Genomic DNA, 15,718 nt, shown 5'->3' with positions numbered 1-15,718 from the left:
GAGCGTTTTGATGCAGAGCGTTCGACAAGCAGAGAAATAGCCGTGATTAAAAATTTTTCAGACTTAGAATTAGATCCCTGTCTTCTTGAAGCCATTGAAAAAGCAGGATTTAATCGCCCGACACAAGTTCAGGCCGAGTCCATCCCCTACGCTTTAGACGGCCGGGATGTCATGGCATCCGCCCCGACAGGGACAGGAAAAACAGCAGCGTTTGGCCTGCCCGCGATTCAGTATTTAATCGACTTTCCGCGCAAAAAACCGGGGCCGGCCCGGATTCTGATCCTCACTCCAACCCGTGAATTGGCGGCTCAGGTCTCAGAACAGATCCAGACGCTGGCTCAACTGACCCATCTGAAAATCGTGACGATTACCGGTGGCGTTCAATATCAACAACATGCCGATCTACTTGGTGCGACGCAGGATATTGTGGTCGCGACTCCCGGCCGATTAATGGAATACATTGAAGCCGAACGCTTTGACTGTCGGGCTATCGAATGGCTGATCTTGGATGAAGCGGACCGAATGCTGGATATGGGTTTTGCACCCACCGTAAATCGCCTTTCCGCTGAATGCCGCTGGCGTAAACAGACCTTGCTGTTCTCTGCCACACTGGAAGGGAAAGGGGTGGATGGATTTGCAGCGGATCTGTTGAACGAACCGGCAGAAATCCGCGCCGAACCGCCTCGGCGAGAAAGAAAGAAAATCACCCAGTGGTATCACCGTGCGGATAGCCTGACTCATAAGAATGATCTGCTCAAAGAGATCCTGACCAACCAGTCTCAGCGTGCCATCGTCTTCGTGAAAACTCGTGACCGGCTGGCAGATTTACGCTCAGAATTAGAACGCAGTCAGATTCCTTGTGCGTGGATTCAGGGAGAAATGCCGCAAGAACGGCGTAACAATGCGATCACCCGATTTCGAGAGGGTGAAATCAACATTTTGTTAGCCACCGATGTTGCCGCCCGTGGCTTAGACATTTCTGATATCAGCCATGTGATCAACTATGATCTGCCCCGAACCGCAGATGTGTTCCTACACCGAATCGGTCGGACGGCAAGGGCCGGTAAAAAAGGAATTGCGATTTCTCTGGTAGAAGCGCACGATCAACCGATGATCGAGCGGATTCAGCGTTATATGAGCGAAGAGATTAAAGAACGGTTCATTGACGGATTGCGCCCCAAACATAAAAAACCGGTCTTTAAAAAGAAAAAGTCTCCGGCGAAGAAAAAAGCAGCGACCAAAGATAAACAAGTCGTGAAAAAGAAAACCGCCAAAAAGAAGAAGAAATAACATCGGTTAAACGCAGTGATTAAAAAAGCTCCCAAAGGGAGCTTTTTTGTCTTTGTCGAAACGTCAAATGACGCGATTAATGCTCGCGAGTCGCGCGAAAATCAACGTCCGGGAAGCGCTCTTTGGCCAGATTGAGGTTGACCATCGTCGGGGCAATATAAGCCAAATTATCTCCACCGTCTAAAGCCAGATTGGCTTGATTCTTACGCTGGAATTCATCTAACTTCTTCTCATTATCACACTCGACCCAGCGTGCTGTTGCAACGTTAACACTCTCATAGATCGCTTCAACGTTGTACTCAGATTTCAGACGTGCCACGACCACATCGAACTGCAACACTCCGACCGCACCGACAATCAGATCGTTATTTTGCATCGGACGGAAGACCTGTACTGCACCTTCTTCTGATAACTGCACCAATCCTTTCAGCAACTGCTTCTGCTTCAATGGATCTTTGAGACGAATCCGGCGAAACAGTTCCGGGGCAAAATTGGGGATCCCGGAAAATTTCATCGTTTCTCCCTGGGTAAAAGTATCACCAATCTGAATCGTACCATGGTTGTGCAAACCGATAATATCACCGGCAAATGCCTCTTCAGCCCGCGTCCGGTCACCAGCCATAAATGTAACTGCATCAGAAATACTGACCTGTTTGCCGATCCGCACGTGATTGATCTTCATTCCCTGCTGGTAAGAGCCGGACACAATCCGCATAAAAGCGATCCGGTCACGGTGTTTCGGATCCATGTTGGCCTGAATTTTAAACACAAACCCAGAGAACTTCTCTTCAGTTGCATCCACCACACGTTCAGCCGTTTGACGCGGTAATGGTGCAGGTGCCCATTCCGTCAGACCGTCAAGCATATGATCAACACCGAAGTTGCCCAAAGCCGTGCCGAAGAATACCGGTGTCAGTTCTCCTTGCAGGAACAGTTCCTGATCAAATTCATTTGAAGCACCGACAACCAGTTCCAGCTCTTCTCTCAGTTGCGCTGCCAGATCATCACCGACCGCCAGATCAAGTTCCGGATTATCGAGCCCTTTGACGATCCGCAACTCTTGAATGGTATGCCCCTGACCGGTTGAATATAAAATGGTCTCATCACGGTGCAAATGATAGACGCCTTTGAAGTATTTACCGCAGCCAATCGGCCAAGTCACCGGTGCACAGAGAATATTCAGCTCATTCTCAACTTCATCCAACAGCTCCATCGGATCCCGGATATCCCGGTCCAATTTATTCATGAAGGTTACAATCGGCGTATCCCGCAGACGGGTGACTTCCATCAGCTTACGAGTCCGATCCTCAACCCCTTTTGCTGCATCGATCACCATCAGGCAAGAATCGACAGCCGTCAGCGTCCGATAGGTATCTTCAGAAAAGTCTTCGTGTCCGGGAGTATCAAGCAGATTGACCAGACAATCATTGTAAGGAAACTGCATAACTGACGTGGTAATCGAAATGCCCCGCTCTTTTTCCATATCCATCCAGTCCGACTTCGCATGTTGATTCGAGCCCCGTCCTTTGACGGTCCCGGCCTGTTGAATCGCACGTCCGAACAGTAACACTTTTTCAGTAATGGTGGTTTTACCCGCATCAGGGTGGGAAATGATAGCAAAGGTTCTTCGCTTATTAACTTCGTTAAGAAAATTCTGGTCAGCCATGAATAAAATCTTTTATCTGTACACGGATTTGTACACATGTTTCAAGCTGCCTTTCGGGCGCGCTGCAGATCAAATCCGTCATGTGAATCGTAATAGGCTGCTATTCTCGCTGATCTTGGCTGTTTAAACAATCTGGTTGTTCAACAATCATGGTTGCTTAAACAGCCAAGATTTACTGGTCGACAAATCTGCTCTCATTACGACTTTCTGAGGGCAAGCGATGGATAACTCAAGACGGCACCCCTCACCGGGTGAAAATAGACCACCGTCTTTGATATCGGGCTGACTTTGATTAAAACCGATACATCAATCCGACATTCGCTGAGTTAACATCCACATCACTCATCCCTAAACGTTGCAGACCGACATTGATCGAAAACCGTTGATCTAGCCGTAATAACCATCCCGCTCGTAAATTATAACCAATCCCATCTTCGTCAATCGTTTTGACCGAACGCAACTCAACCTCGGTCTGGTTATAATTCAGCCCCACAGACGCATAAAGAAACTGGCGATCCGTAAGATAAAAGTTGCGGTTCAGGCTCAGGGATACGGCACGGTAGTCCAGTTCCTCTTCTGATTCGGTGATCACACCGATTTCTTTGCGTGGCACACTAGTCCCCGACCCCATGTGTATCCCGGCCAAGACGCTCCAGTTCTGATTCAAATCAACACCCGCCTGAATCGCCCCTGTCCATGAAACATCGATACTATCCGATGCTGACTCATAATCAGAAGAACCAATCCCCGCCTCAATGCCAACCCAAGTCGCAGCCTCGCCCGTTGATGCGAGCAATACACTGGCGGAACCTAAAATACTGATGAATTTTTTCATTACTTTTTCCTCTGACAACAATGAAAATGGACAACATGAATCATGCTGTCATTATCATTGAACAGAGGCTGAGATTTGAGATACTTATGGTGACGCTATGTGACAGTCTGTAACAGCGAAAAGAAAGCTCAGTACCGCACGATAGGCCGGATCCCGGCTCAATATGCAGCGCTGGTGAAAATAAATAGCCTATCGGGGAAACGGGGCCGACAGGCGAAGCAAGCGAGATGCCCACGTCATTCCGTTAGGTTCAAGTTCAATCGGTATAAACACAGAGTTGGTAACCAACCCCTCTGACCGTTTTGATCAGTGCTTTGCCATCCTCCAGCACCAATTTTTGCCGCAACCGGGATATTCTGCGATCAATCGAGCGATCCAAACCATCGTACTCAAAACCGCGGATTTTCTGCAAAATCTCATCCCGGCTAACCACTTTTCCAACCGTATCGGCCAGTAAGACCAATAGTTCAAACTCTGCGGTAGTCGTCTCAACAGGCTCCTGATTCAACACAACGGTCCGATTACTTAAATCAATCACCAACGGCCCACACACCAGTGTATTCGGTTCCGTCATCGTATCGGAATGCGGTAATTGTCTTTCTGAACGTCGTAATAAAGCATAAATCCGGGAAAGTAATAAATGGGGTTGCACCTGCTTAATCACATAATCATCGGCACCAATTTCCAATCCCTTCATCTGATCGGTATCATCGTCTAAAGCCGTTTGCATCAAGATATAGCCGGAATAGAAAGTGCGTATCGTTTTACAAACTTCCATGCCGTTCATCCCCGGCAGCATCACATCCAGAATCACCAGATCCGGATGAAGTTCAGCCACTTGCTTAACGGCATCAATACCGTTGTTGACTGTCATCACCTCAAACCCATAGCGAGACAGAAAGTCATTAATGAGACTGGCAAGTTCAAGATCATCTTCAACCAACAAAATACGTTTATTGTAATTCGGCAAGGGGGTCATTTATGTCTGGCTCCTCAAAATAAAACGACTCTCAAATCCAGTGTAGCGAAATTCTGCCAGAAAGAATGTAGCACTTTGTATCAAATCAACACATTCTGCACTGAACGAACAGAAACCAGCACTCCCCCGTGGCGGCTTTGATATCACTTGGTGAGCCGGTAAGGGAATGCTGTTCGACATCGCTTTGATTTTCGAAAATCATATATTGAGAAGTGATGGACATCTCCTCAACTATGATTCAGGAACCGTCTTATCAATATCTCGCTCATACCACTGTGGTTTGGTCAGTACGACCAGATCTCCGGCCTGAACCTTTTCAGCAACCGCATCAATATAGGCTTTGAAAAATGACTCATAAATATTGATCCCCGGATTCGGTGTATCAGGCGTCCAGCCTTCCTCAGGATCCGGCACAATCCGATGGAAATAAGTTTCTATCGTAGTACCGCGCAAAACCACCCGCTCTAACAACGGTAAAAATTGGTTAAACGTCATGTAAGAGGCCCCCTGGCCAATGGTCGTCATCTCTCTGCCACCAAAACCAAAACGGGTATACATATCGCCGCCGACGGTGATACGTCCTGATTTAAATCCTTTTTTATGTAATGCTGCCGGCAGTTTATCCAAATAAAACTCCCCTGATTCATCATTAAACATTGCAGGTAAATTCTGTGGCGGAATCTTTTGTGACAAAGTGACCGAAGAAACGGATTCTCCGCCCCCGTTAATCACATAGGTATTCTTGGGAATATTCGAACCGTAGACTCGCATCCCGACGTGGATCGGATAGCTGTCATCAAGGGTCACCACATTTGAACCATCCGAAGTCATGGCGGTTACCTGAACCGGTCGGACAGAAGTATCGAAAAATTTTCCGCCTGGGTAGCACAGGTGATACATCGCATCGGAATCCAGACCATGCTGTTTCAACTCATCCCACGCAGAAGTTGCATTGGCTACCGCAGTAGCAACATCGGCAGCGTCAGTCATCGGTGTATCGTCTGGAGAACCATCCACGCTAATTGCCCAGCCTGCGTCCGACAACATTGAAATTTGCTCCCAAGTCAGTCGATCTGCCCAGCCAACCTGCTGAGTCGGAACATAGAGCGTGCCGACCAAACCATACTGCGCCATATAAGGATAGGCAATGCTTGCTATCGTATCTTCCCCATCATCAAAACCAATGACTACCGTGGGTTGACCTTTCGCATTCTCATACAGTGAATCAATGGTATTGTTGATCAAATAGGGGGGATTGCGAGACGGTGAACTGACCCGGACTTTTGTAATATCAACCGATTGTGACAACAGTGGATCTTCTGACTGGTGAAACGCAATCCAATACGTTTTCAACGGTGCATTCGAATTCAGGTTGGCGACATTGAGATTGTAATTCACGCTGGTGTACGAGCCGCCGGCCGTTCCTAGTCTGACATTCAGATTGCTCGTCACGCGAGGTAGTTCTTTGCGTACAGCAAAAGCAATCACACCCATATCATTCGAATTGATCGGCTCCGATAATACCTTCTGGGCAATGGCATTGGACAATTCTTCGCCCTTACCCAGTACTGCCATTGCTCCCTGACCTTCCGTCACCGAACAGACCTGCTGGAAAACGCCCCCACTATTGACGGACCATCCCGCCATAGAATCGAAACTCTCCAGTAGTTTCGGCGTGGGCAGACTCGTTGAGTCGGTCTCACTGGCCTGAACTGTGGCCGTGACCACAGATAAACACATCATTAACAAGCAACCGAATAATCGGCAATGTGAAGATAAAAGCCACCTAGCTAACTTCATATTTTCTCTCCCTCATCATTAAACAGACTATTTTATTCATCATGAACCAGGGGAAATCCCCGAGTTACCTCAGGTGCAGTTTCAGCGAGAATTGCTGAATAAAAACACCAATGCGAATCCATTCAATTCAAATAATCAATTTCATTCATTAGGCACAATCATGCATGGCAAAATAATTTGAAATAACAGAGAAAAGTAAGGTTGCTGTATGTATATGTTTAGCCTTCTTATTTTGGGAAGCATGACAAAAGATAGGGGAATTTTATTATGGTACATATATATAAATATGGCACAGACTAACCAAATAGGTTAAAAAATAATCCGCCTGTGAAGATGTGGCTTACTTGCTGATCTTATCGGCCCAAGCTTTGGCAGCCCGATCAAGAACAGCATAAACCTGTTGAAAAACTACGGAGGGTTTATGATAAGGATCGTCAATCTGACTGACTCCAACCCAATGCCCGAAGAGCATCGCTTTATGGCGTGCTTTCGGAAACATTCGGCTCAGTATGTCAATCTGATTTGGGTTCATTACTAAAATTAAATCACTGGAATCGACCATAGCAGTGGTAACCTGCTGTGCCCGGTGAGTGCTCAGGTCGATCCCTAATGTACCGGCAACTTCTTGTGCTTCCGAGGCTGCCGAAGCACCGATGAGCCCGCTTTTTTCGGTGAGTAAACCGGCAGAGTGCACCGTATGAGCAGGCATGAGGCGCTGAAGTCGCTCGGCTGCATAAGGAGAACGGCAGATATTCCCGGCACAAATCACAAGAATTCTTTCAAACATGAGATATCTCTTCGAAACGTTATTGCTGCTCAATCATCCACTTGAGCAAAGCTTTACGTTCGGCATCTGTCGCCTGTAAGTACCAAGCCTGAATCCGGGGCACAAAATCACCAGAATATCCAGAATCTGATGACTCAGGAATAACGGTTTGACGGCTATTCATCGGCTTTTGTTGTGTAAAAGTGGCTGGTACCTGAACGGCTGGTGCCGCCTTGCCAAGCGATGACGTCGCAATGCCATGTTGTCGATTATAGCGTTCAATTGCAGCTTCAATATTCTGATAAGGCAGAAAACCGGGATTACCGGGCAGTTCAACGGGCTGAAGATCGGTTAACTTACCCTGCGGATCTGCTAATTGCCATGCCACCGTTCCATTCTCGAATGCAGATTCCGCGGCGGAATAGTCACGAAAACGAGAATGACGCAGCACTACCTGCGCCGATTCAGAAAATGGGATTGAAACAATCAAAGGCGTCGACTGATATTTCTTGTTACGAGAGCCGAAACGCAGTGATTCTTCATACCGAAACACCAACTGATGTTTTCCTTCCGGTAGCTTAAGCTCGCCGGTATGATTAACTTTCTGACCATCGAGAGCCAATAACTCAACGCTCCCCGGCAAGGTCAATTCCGCTGCAAGTGTTGTACAAGAGCAGCTCCCGACGAACACCCCCCAAATATATAGAATACGTTTCAAAATGACTCCCTAAAATGGTGTTTTACATCAATCGGTGCCGGCTCGATCAATTAAACCTCTACAATCAAGCGTCTGCGATCAACGCAGCAATGGCAAGAGCAGATCAATCGATCGAGCCATGGTGCCCCACAATGTCAGAACGTCGTGTCCATGCCAATGACATAACCCGTTTCTTGATCATTTTCATCGGTCAGACCGATTTCGGCATAGAGCGCGACATCATTTGACAGTGCATAAGTTACATTGATGTAGAAATCATTGACATCACCGTTTGGCACAGTGCTGCTGATACTATGATCCGTCTCAACCACCGCCCATCCGGCAGCATATTCCAACCGGCCACCGTCGTTATAACTCACGGTCAGACCATAAGTTGATTTATCCCGATCCGATGCATTTTCCTGCTCCGTCGAAGATGTACCATATGTTGTGGCAAACTGCCAGTCACCATACAGATAGCGGATTTCCAGATCATAGGTACTGATATCAATATTATTTTTCTGGGCTCGCGCAAGGAAAATGGTAAAGTCAAAATCTTCTACTCTTGCGCCTATATTTCCATCGAGCTGATAATCATCGTCACTGCCCGAGCTACTGGTATCATTCTTATTCTCCAAATATGCCAGCCCGCCATAAAACATTTCGCCGCCGTCATATTTATATTTAATCACCTGATCCCCTTCGTTCTTCGCACTTTCAACGAAGGAGGTAAAACCGAATTCATAGTCATCCCCGATACCGGAGTCATCCAGTATGGTCGGTTGTGCACCAAAACTAATGGTATGCGACTGAAGATAAATGATCTTGCCATATACATCACCACGTCTGACCGAACCATTGTCCTCTTCATCATTGGCATCAACATCCATATGTGAGCCAACCACCAGATCCTCGGTCATCTCATAAGTCATATCAAAGCCAAACTTGGCTTCGTTGACATTCCATTCAGAATGCTGACTTTTATCCTGAGATTTATAATACTGAACATCGACTTCCCCGGATAAATCAACGGTTACACCATCCAGTGAATATATTTCCGCAGCATGAGCCACCGAAGCGCTGCTTGCCACTGCTAAAGCAATTAATGTCTTTTTCATTTTATTCCCCGATATTTTAATCGTACTGACGCCCTATTCATATCTACAAGTAATCTCAGTAAAAACGATTCACGACATAGATCAGGCGTAATATTTATCGTGTTCTGAACGACTTGCAGAATTAATCCATAGATTGGGAGCGCAGACGTCAATTTCATGAAAGTTCTTGTTCAGCGCAAAATAAATAAAAGAATTTCTCGTATCATTCTTATGAATAAAACAAGTTCTCGTCTAATTTCACGTCATCAAATTAAATGGCGCCATTCAAACAGTCAGTTTTTCAACGGACAGTTTTTCAACGGAAACCGTCTGATTTCCCGAACGGACTTGAATCTGTCTCACACAGCCAGACAACACGAGCATCAGAATAAATGTCACAGCATTCGCGGGCGCCTGTAGATGAAAATCAACACTAATCTGCGCCATCATGGCCAAAATCCCCATCAGGCATCCTAATGCTGTTCCTTTCAACGTTTTGCTATGTCTGGTTCTGAGCACATTGAAACAAAACCACAGTGCGGCCAGTATCGGTATACTTAACAGCACAACCGCTGGAATTCCCGTCTCAGCAGTGAATTGAACATAGTCATTATGGGCATAGTTGTAATAGCCAATGTTGTAGTGTGTGTAGTGTGGAAAAGTTGAATAAAAGCTGCCTAACCCCGTGCCGGTCAACGGGTAGTCCCGAATGATATCCAGACTCCACTGCACCGCCTGATCGCGCGTCTCGGTTTCAACAGAAGTGGATGCGATACGCTGCTGGACCTTATCAACCCCAAACAATGTACCCACCAGTAATGTATCAATGAGCATCATAGATATGATTAATGCCGTCAACGCTCTCGGTCTTCTCTTATAAAAGCACAGAGCAATGACACCACCACATGCGATTACTGAGAAGAAAACCGCATTGCCCATTCGGGAACGCGTCATAATCAAAGCAATAACCATCACAATCAAACATAAACGGATCATCATTTTGGCGGACAGCAACGCACTGAACCAACGCCGGATACGAACATGCCAAGACCCGGACTCAGTCTGATGCAATTGCGAGACAATCAGCCCGATCCCCAGACACAAACACATCACCAGATAATTGGCAAAATGATTGAAATAAATAAAAGTCCCCGTGGCCCGATTGCCTTGCGGCAAACGAAATAACCAGCTTTGATGAGTATCTAATAATACCGTCAAGACCCCATAAAATGATTGAAAAGTCCCGCTGATAACCAACGCATAAAGCACGGCTTTCACACGTTTGACTGAATGGATCAAAATCACCGCATTCAGAGCAAACAGTGTATAGGCGATCCCCTTCATCAACCCGGTCAATGTTGCATAGCGGTCATAGGAAAGACTGCCGACATCTGCTCCGGCCTGACGATAAACCTCAGCAACATCCGGTGCAATGACACCAAGCATATCAATAGGCAATGGTATCGCCTGAATTGCGACCCAAAGTTGAAAGAGGCCCAACGGTGCCAGCAACCAGACAAATTTCCGGATTTTCTGCCAGGGAAACTGGTGCCATAAAGATGCACTGAGCAACAATGTCTGACAGGATATCCAAATTTCAAATATCGACCATGACCACATTCTGTGGCTACCGAGCGGAATCGGCAGCCAGATCAGCATGAGCAATAAAGAATACCAGCACCAACGTTCGCTATGAGTCACGGTCTTCCTCTCTCAAGGTTCACATCTTTAATTCTGAATTCTGACGGAAGGAAGTTCCGGTTGTACATTTGACCCGGCATTAACTCGGAGAAATACCACTGCCCCGGGCGTGACGGCGGATGATTGTTTGTTGTGTTGCGGCAGGCCCTGCCGCGGTTGCTTGCGCAACAGTCGTCGGGTCAATATTAGCGGCAATCGCAAGTTCCGGTAACAGTGTCGCATCCAAACCTAAATCGAGAGCCATTGATGCTATCGCCAGCGCTTCTTCAGGAGCTGCGTTAAAGGCTGCTAACACGAGATCCTCAAGAGAAACATTCGGAGCTTTGCGATACACCGCTTGCAGCACCAGCGGGGCATCAAGTGGGTTTTCCCCAGCCATGATACGAACCACGTCGAGTGGAGAATTTACAGCAAACAGCTGTTCAACCCGTTGTTCGACCCGCATTTGCTCACCATTGGAGACTGCTGCTGAAACAACAGTGTCAGTTTGACGCCCGTTCTCCGGTGCCGCCATGACGGAGAATGCCAGCCCGGCCCCCCATAAAATATGTACTACAAATCCTTTGAGTTTCATCACAATTACCCGTCTACCCGTCGTTATGCCAATTCAATCATGGCTATCCCATCCGATAATAAATGTAACAACTCAATTTCTGCTGACTATTACATTCACTAGATGATTCAAACTATAGGGTGAGAAGGCAGGGTAAAACAAGGCCACTGAATTAGGAACTAATTGGAATATCAATAATGAGACAAATGTAATCTGGAATATACATAAGTGAGACTCATCAATCGTGTAACAACCAGATCAATAAGTCTCCGATAACTGATGAGAAATAATTTATCGCAGGAAAGGATTACTGCTGATTAATGTAATTAACAATATTTTTATATGTCGTTACCCAATATTTATCATGATGCTTGGCCAGATATTGTACCAATTCTTGATGTGCTTTATTACTGACGGATAAATAATCGCCACCAACCCCATGAAATTTAATCCCGATAATTTTGGTCTGCGGATTTGCAGCTGAATGCTTGATGTAGTTAATCAGTTGTTTACCAGAGACATTATGAGCAGACCAGTAAACCTCTTTCGGTTTGGGTAATGTTTGTCCATAGACTCCGGCGACCAGAGGGCGGACAGCCGACAGATAATCGCCGCTCCCTGTCATGGACTCAAAACATGGTAGCGTTAATGTGCGGCTTTTTTGCCCATCGAGTAAAAACAGGAATGTATTCGCCATCTTCACTTCAGCAGCCATCCATTCCGGTGTCCGCTGCTCCAGAGAAGCATAAGATTTTACCCAGTTCCGGTCCGGGCCTTTTGAAGAACATGGGTGGAACACGGTATGGTTTCCCAGCTCGTGTCCGTTTTGTGCGGCTTTCTTCCAGGCATCAACTTGCGGCTGATTATTGAGTGTCTCTGAACCGGGCAGCAGATAAAAAGAGCCCTTGATATTGTATTTATCTAAAACCGGAACGGCATTGTCCAACTGAGACGATAGCGCATCATCATATGAAAGATGCACCGCAACATGCGCCCCATTGGGAAATGTGATTGTGTCAGCATTTACTTGGAAAGGTGTAACGAAAGTCATCATCATTCCGATGTAAAAATAGCCGAATTTTAACTTTAGCCAATGTTTACGTAGATTGCTTGTACTTATCATTCATTACCCTTTGATTATCAATCTGAATTTTTTGGAAAAATACCGAGTCGATTCAATTGAATACCTTCTTTTTTTACGATAGCCGGATTCCCAGCCACTAGCGTGTTAGACGGGACATCTTTGGTGACGACGGCCCCCGCAGCCACAATACATGAATCCCCAATCGTAACGCCGGGTAAGATCAGCGAATTACAACCGATATGACAATTTTTACCGATACGTACGTCCGCTTTGAGATGACGGCACATGTCATGGGCCAAAATCGCCACTCCAAAAGCAACGTATGTCCCTTCACCAATGTAGATCCCATCACCATTGCGTTTATCGATTTTAGCTTTTAAAGAAATTCTGGCCGTTGCATCGATGTGTGTCCCGAAAAATCGGTTGAGATACCATACATTCAAAGATAACAGACGTTGTCGAACCTGGATTTGGATAAAGTCTTTTATTTTTTTCATCATTGTGAATATCTACTCTAACATCTGCTTATCACGCACTTGCCAGTGACAGAATATATTGCGCCAATTGATCACGTTCCGGCGTATCCAGTCCGTCGGGCGCTTGTAATGTCTGATAATCACTCAGCAATGCTTCAAGCGCTTGTTCATCCCGGGCGGTATAGATCCCTTTCACATTTGAAAATGAATTCAGGGTATCCAACTGATGATCATTGCGATGTTCCTGATACTGAGCCAACCGGGGGAAAATAATTAACGGCTTGCGGATCCGCAAACAATTGATAATCGTCCCCATCCCTGCGTGAGAGATGATCAATTCAGACTGGCGAAACTGCTCATCAAGTTCATCGGGCGCAAAAAATTTCGCACTCTGAATGGACTTGGCCTGATAGTCAGACTCACCGATCTGGCTGCTCACATCCAGCTGATACTTTTCAGCTAACTGATCTACCGTCCGAACCAAACGATCAAACGGCAGCTGTGTCCCTACAGTTAAAAAAATCATATCACTCTTCCTTGATAGGTCACCTGATGGGATTCAGCGACCTCCCGCCATTGCGAGACCACATGAATACGACACTTGGCAGCTAACCGCCCTGACAACGACAATTTTTTCGAATTAGCGATACTGTCAACCCAGACTGTATTTATCCCACTCATTTTACTCAGCAGCGCCATCACCAACCCGGGAGCCGCCCCGGTGGTCACCACCAGAGACGGGCGCTCTTTGCGGAGGATCTTCAAGCACTGGAATACCACTTTAATTGCCAGATAAGCCGTATCCCGGCTGAAATCAGAAATTTGATAATAGCGCTCTCCCGCCATAAAGCCGGGCTGCTTATCATACGTGCCCGCGACGATCCTTTCACAACAATCGAGCTTTTCGGAGAGTAGGCTCAATTGAACAAAGTGCCCGCCCGGAGAAGCAACCAACAGTATCTTATTTTTCATCATTTACCTCATTGATCGTCAGTGCGTTATATTCGATGCCCATCAACCCATCGATATTTTTGTCACGATATAAACCAAATTTAAAATAGTGGTAGTAATCGTTAATCATGATCTTATCGGTGAAATCAAAGGGATGACGCTCCCCATCAACATCACACCAGCCTGAAACCTGTCCATCGATTTCATAGAGCCAGTGCACCTGAGTGCGACAGGTAATCTGCTGTTGGGGTCGAACCGGGATTCTTTCATCGTGATTAGCCGTATGCAGCACCAGATACAGTTGATCATCATATTCGAGCTGGTAGGAGAGCGGCGGAGAGCTACTCTTATAATTCGACCAAGTCTCCCCTTTTCTCGGATCGGGTTGATCATGCCACTGAGCGACAATCACCCAAATCCCGTCCCATCCTTCGGAAAAGACCGGAGAGTCCAGCAACTTGAAAGAGAACTGATAACGAACCGTATCACCAACCTCATACGGGCTCTGAACACTCACTTCCGAACGTTCACCGTTAAAGATATAGGAGTTATTCCCCGTCAGAATAAACTGCACCCCATCATCTTTCATCGCAATGGCCTTTGGATCGGCTTCAAAAAAGAATTGTTCGGCGGGTTGATTATACTCAATCACTTGTTTCAGCTTCTCAGCTTTCTGCTCATCGCTGCAACAGGCTGTTGCCATTGCCATCGCTGAATAGCTCCCTAGAACCCCAAAGAGACATAGATATAGAATTTTCCTCATGATCATAACCTAACCTTAACTGACATATAGTCCTTAACTGACATATAGTTTTTCTAAGCGCGGCATCACAACCGACACATCGTAATTTTGTTGATAAAGCGCTCTCGCATTATCGGCCATGCTGAGCCGAGCGTCGTCATGGAGCGCCTGACGGATCACTGCGGTTAACTGTTCAATATTACCCGGTTCCACCAGATAACCGGTTTGTCCGGGAACGATCACCTCAGGAATACCGCCAACCGGAGTTGACAATACGGGGAGCCCCGCAGCCATGGCTTCAAGAATCACGACCGGCAATCCTTCGTTATAAGATGGCAGAATCAAGAGCTGCGTTTCGGCCATCAACTGTGCTTTCTTCTCATGATCAATCCAGCCATGAAATACCAACTGTTTTTCAACCCTCAACTCAGCGACCGCCTGCTGAAAACGCGCCACATCACCACCGCCACCGACATGCAAAACCACATCCGGCAGATCGCGTAAGGCTCGTAACAGGTCAAAAATACCTTTTCGATCAATCAGTGCCCCCAGAAACAACACATGATTTTGCTGCCCTAGAGCGCCGGGAGACGGTGCGACAACGGCAAAATTGGGTAAGACCACCAGATTGGCTTGTTGTGGCGACTCCAGGATCGACTCAATATACTCCCGCCATGACTGCGAAAGGACGATAAAAGCATCCGCGTTATAGATGAGTTCCCGAATCTTCTGCTGCACGTTGGCATCACTGGCCTGATAGAATTTTTTAAATTCAGAGCCGTGTAAATGAATCAGGACTTTACGACCGAAGAACTGCGCCACTTTCAGATACATTCTCTTTCGCCAGAAACTCCCGCGATAAGACATGTGCAGGTGGAAGATACGCTCCCCGGGAAGCAGGGATAACCAGAAAACGACCCATAATCCCCACAATGCGAGCATCAGGTCGAATAATTTATTTTCCCCTTTATGGCTGATAAACCGCCGATAGCGAAACTGCTGATTCAAATTGAGCTTCAGATTGTTAATCACAGCATCAATCCCGCCATTCTGACCGGTGCCTAATACGATAATATCCATA

Annotated in this window: 16 protein-coding genes; 1 reads left to right on the top strand and 15 read right to left on the bottom strand. The window is 46.6% G+C overall.

Annotation, left to right across the window (positions count from 1 at the left end):
- The first annotated feature begins 42 nt into the window (after positions 1-42).
- The gene (srmB, locus tag AC55NX_RS04255) at positions 43-1,290 is read left to right on the top strand and encodes an ATP-dependent RNA helicase SrmB (protein ID WP_496994651.1); all 1,248 of its coding nucleotides are present in this window, start codon (positions 43-45) and stop codon (positions 1,288-1,290) included.
- A gap of 76 nt (positions 1,291-1,366) precedes the next feature.
- On the opposite strand, the gene prfC is transcribed toward srmB, so the two are convergent.
- The 15 genes from prfC to AC55NX_RS04180 all read right to left on the bottom strand — a co-directional run bounded on the left by prfC (position 1,367) and on the right by AC55NX_RS04180 (position 15,717).
- On the bottom strand, positions 1,367-2,956 hold the full coding sequence (prfC, locus tag AC55NX_RS04250) for a peptide chain release factor 3 (protein ID WP_496994602.1): 1,590 nt from the start codon (positions 2,954-2,956) through the stop codon (positions 1,367-1,369).
- Between the two features lie 292 nt (positions 2,957-3,248).
- A complete protein-coding gene (locus AC55NX_RS04245) occupies positions 3,249-3,791 on the bottom strand; it encodes a porin family protein (RefSeq protein WP_496994601.1) in 543 nt (180 codons plus the stop codon).
- A gap of 256 nt (positions 3,792-4,047) precedes the next feature.
- Positions 4,048-4,770: a response regulator gene (locus AC55NX_RS04240; RefSeq protein ID WP_496994600.1), complete on the bottom strand. Its 723-nt coding sequence runs from the start codon at positions 4,768-4,770 to the stop codon at positions 4,048-4,050.
- 231 nt (positions 4,771-5,001) lie between these two features.
- Positions 5,002-6,513, bottom strand: coding sequence for a polysaccharide deacetylase family protein (locus tag AC55NX_RS04235; protein WP_496994599.1), 1,512 nt, complete (start codon positions 6,511-6,513; stop codon positions 5,002-5,004).
- A 397-nt stretch (positions 6,514-6,910) separates the two neighbouring features.
- Positions 6,911-7,357 carry a low molecular weight protein-tyrosine-phosphatase gene (locus AC55NX_RS04230; protein ID WP_496994598.1) on the bottom strand — a complete coding sequence of 149 codons (447 nt, stop codon included), beginning with the start codon at positions 7,355-7,357 and terminating at the stop codon, positions 6,911-6,913.
- Between the two features lie 19 nt (positions 7,358-7,376).
- A complete protein-coding gene (locus AC55NX_RS04225; RefSeq protein WP_496994597.1) occupies positions 7,377-8,054 on the bottom strand; it encodes a YccT family protein in 678 nt (225 codons plus the stop codon).
- A gap of 134 nt (positions 8,055-8,188) precedes the next feature.
- Complete coding sequence (locus AC55NX_RS04220) at positions 8,189-9,151, bottom strand: porin (RefSeq protein WP_496994596.1); 963 nt, start codon at positions 9,149-9,151, stop codon at positions 8,189-8,191.
- Between the two features lie 264 nt (positions 9,152-9,415).
- Entirely contained in the window at positions 9,416-10,831 is a 1,416-nt protein-coding gene (locus AC55NX_RS04215) for an O-antigen ligase family protein (protein WP_496994595.1), read from the bottom strand.
- A 79-nt stretch (positions 10,832-10,910) separates the two neighbouring features.
- The gene (locus AC55NX_RS04210; protein WP_496994594.1) at positions 10,911-11,405 is read right to left on the bottom strand and encodes a hypothetical protein; all 495 of its coding nucleotides are present in this window, start codon (positions 11,403-11,405) and stop codon (positions 10,911-10,913) included.
- Positions 11,406-11,691: 286 nt separating this feature from the next.
- A complete protein-coding gene (locus AC55NX_RS04205) occupies positions 11,692-12,507 on the bottom strand; it encodes a polysaccharide deacetylase family protein (RefSeq protein ID WP_496994593.1) in 816 nt (271 codons plus the stop codon).
- A 17-nt stretch (positions 12,508-12,524) separates the two neighbouring features.
- On the bottom strand, positions 12,525-12,968 hold the full coding sequence (locus tag AC55NX_RS04200; RefSeq protein WP_496994592.1) for an acyltransferase: 444 nt from the start codon (positions 12,966-12,968) through the stop codon (positions 12,525-12,527).
- A gap of 28 nt (positions 12,969-12,996) precedes the next feature.
- Positions 12,997-13,470 (bottom strand): glycosyltransferase, encoded by a 474-nt coding sequence (locus tag AC55NX_RS04195; protein ID WP_496994591.1) that lies wholly within the window; start codon positions 13,468-13,470, stop codon positions 12,997-12,999.
- A complete protein-coding gene (locus AC55NX_RS04190; protein ID WP_496994590.1) occupies positions 13,467-13,916 on the bottom strand; it encodes a hypothetical protein in 450 nt (149 codons plus the stop codon). The genes AC55NX_RS04195 and AC55NX_RS04190 overlap by 4 nt, the downstream gene beginning before the upstream one ends.
- Positions 13,906-14,658, bottom strand: coding sequence for a heparin lyase I family protein (locus tag AC55NX_RS04185; RefSeq protein ID WP_496994589.1), 753 nt, complete (start codon positions 14,656-14,658; stop codon positions 13,906-13,908). Before AC55NX_RS04185 ends, AC55NX_RS04190 begins: the two co-directional genes overlap by 11 nt.
- Before the next feature lie 33 nt (positions 14,659-14,691).
- The gene (locus AC55NX_RS04180) at positions 14,692-15,717 is read right to left on the bottom strand and encodes a glycosyltransferase family 4 protein (protein WP_496994588.1); all 1,026 of its coding nucleotides are present in this window, start codon (positions 15,715-15,717) and stop codon (positions 14,692-14,694) included.
- Position 15,718 lies beyond the last annotated feature (1 nt).

This window comes from Vibrio rubrogenes, assembly GCF_059641415.1.
This window is presented reverse-complemented; position numbering and strand designations above follow the sequence as displayed.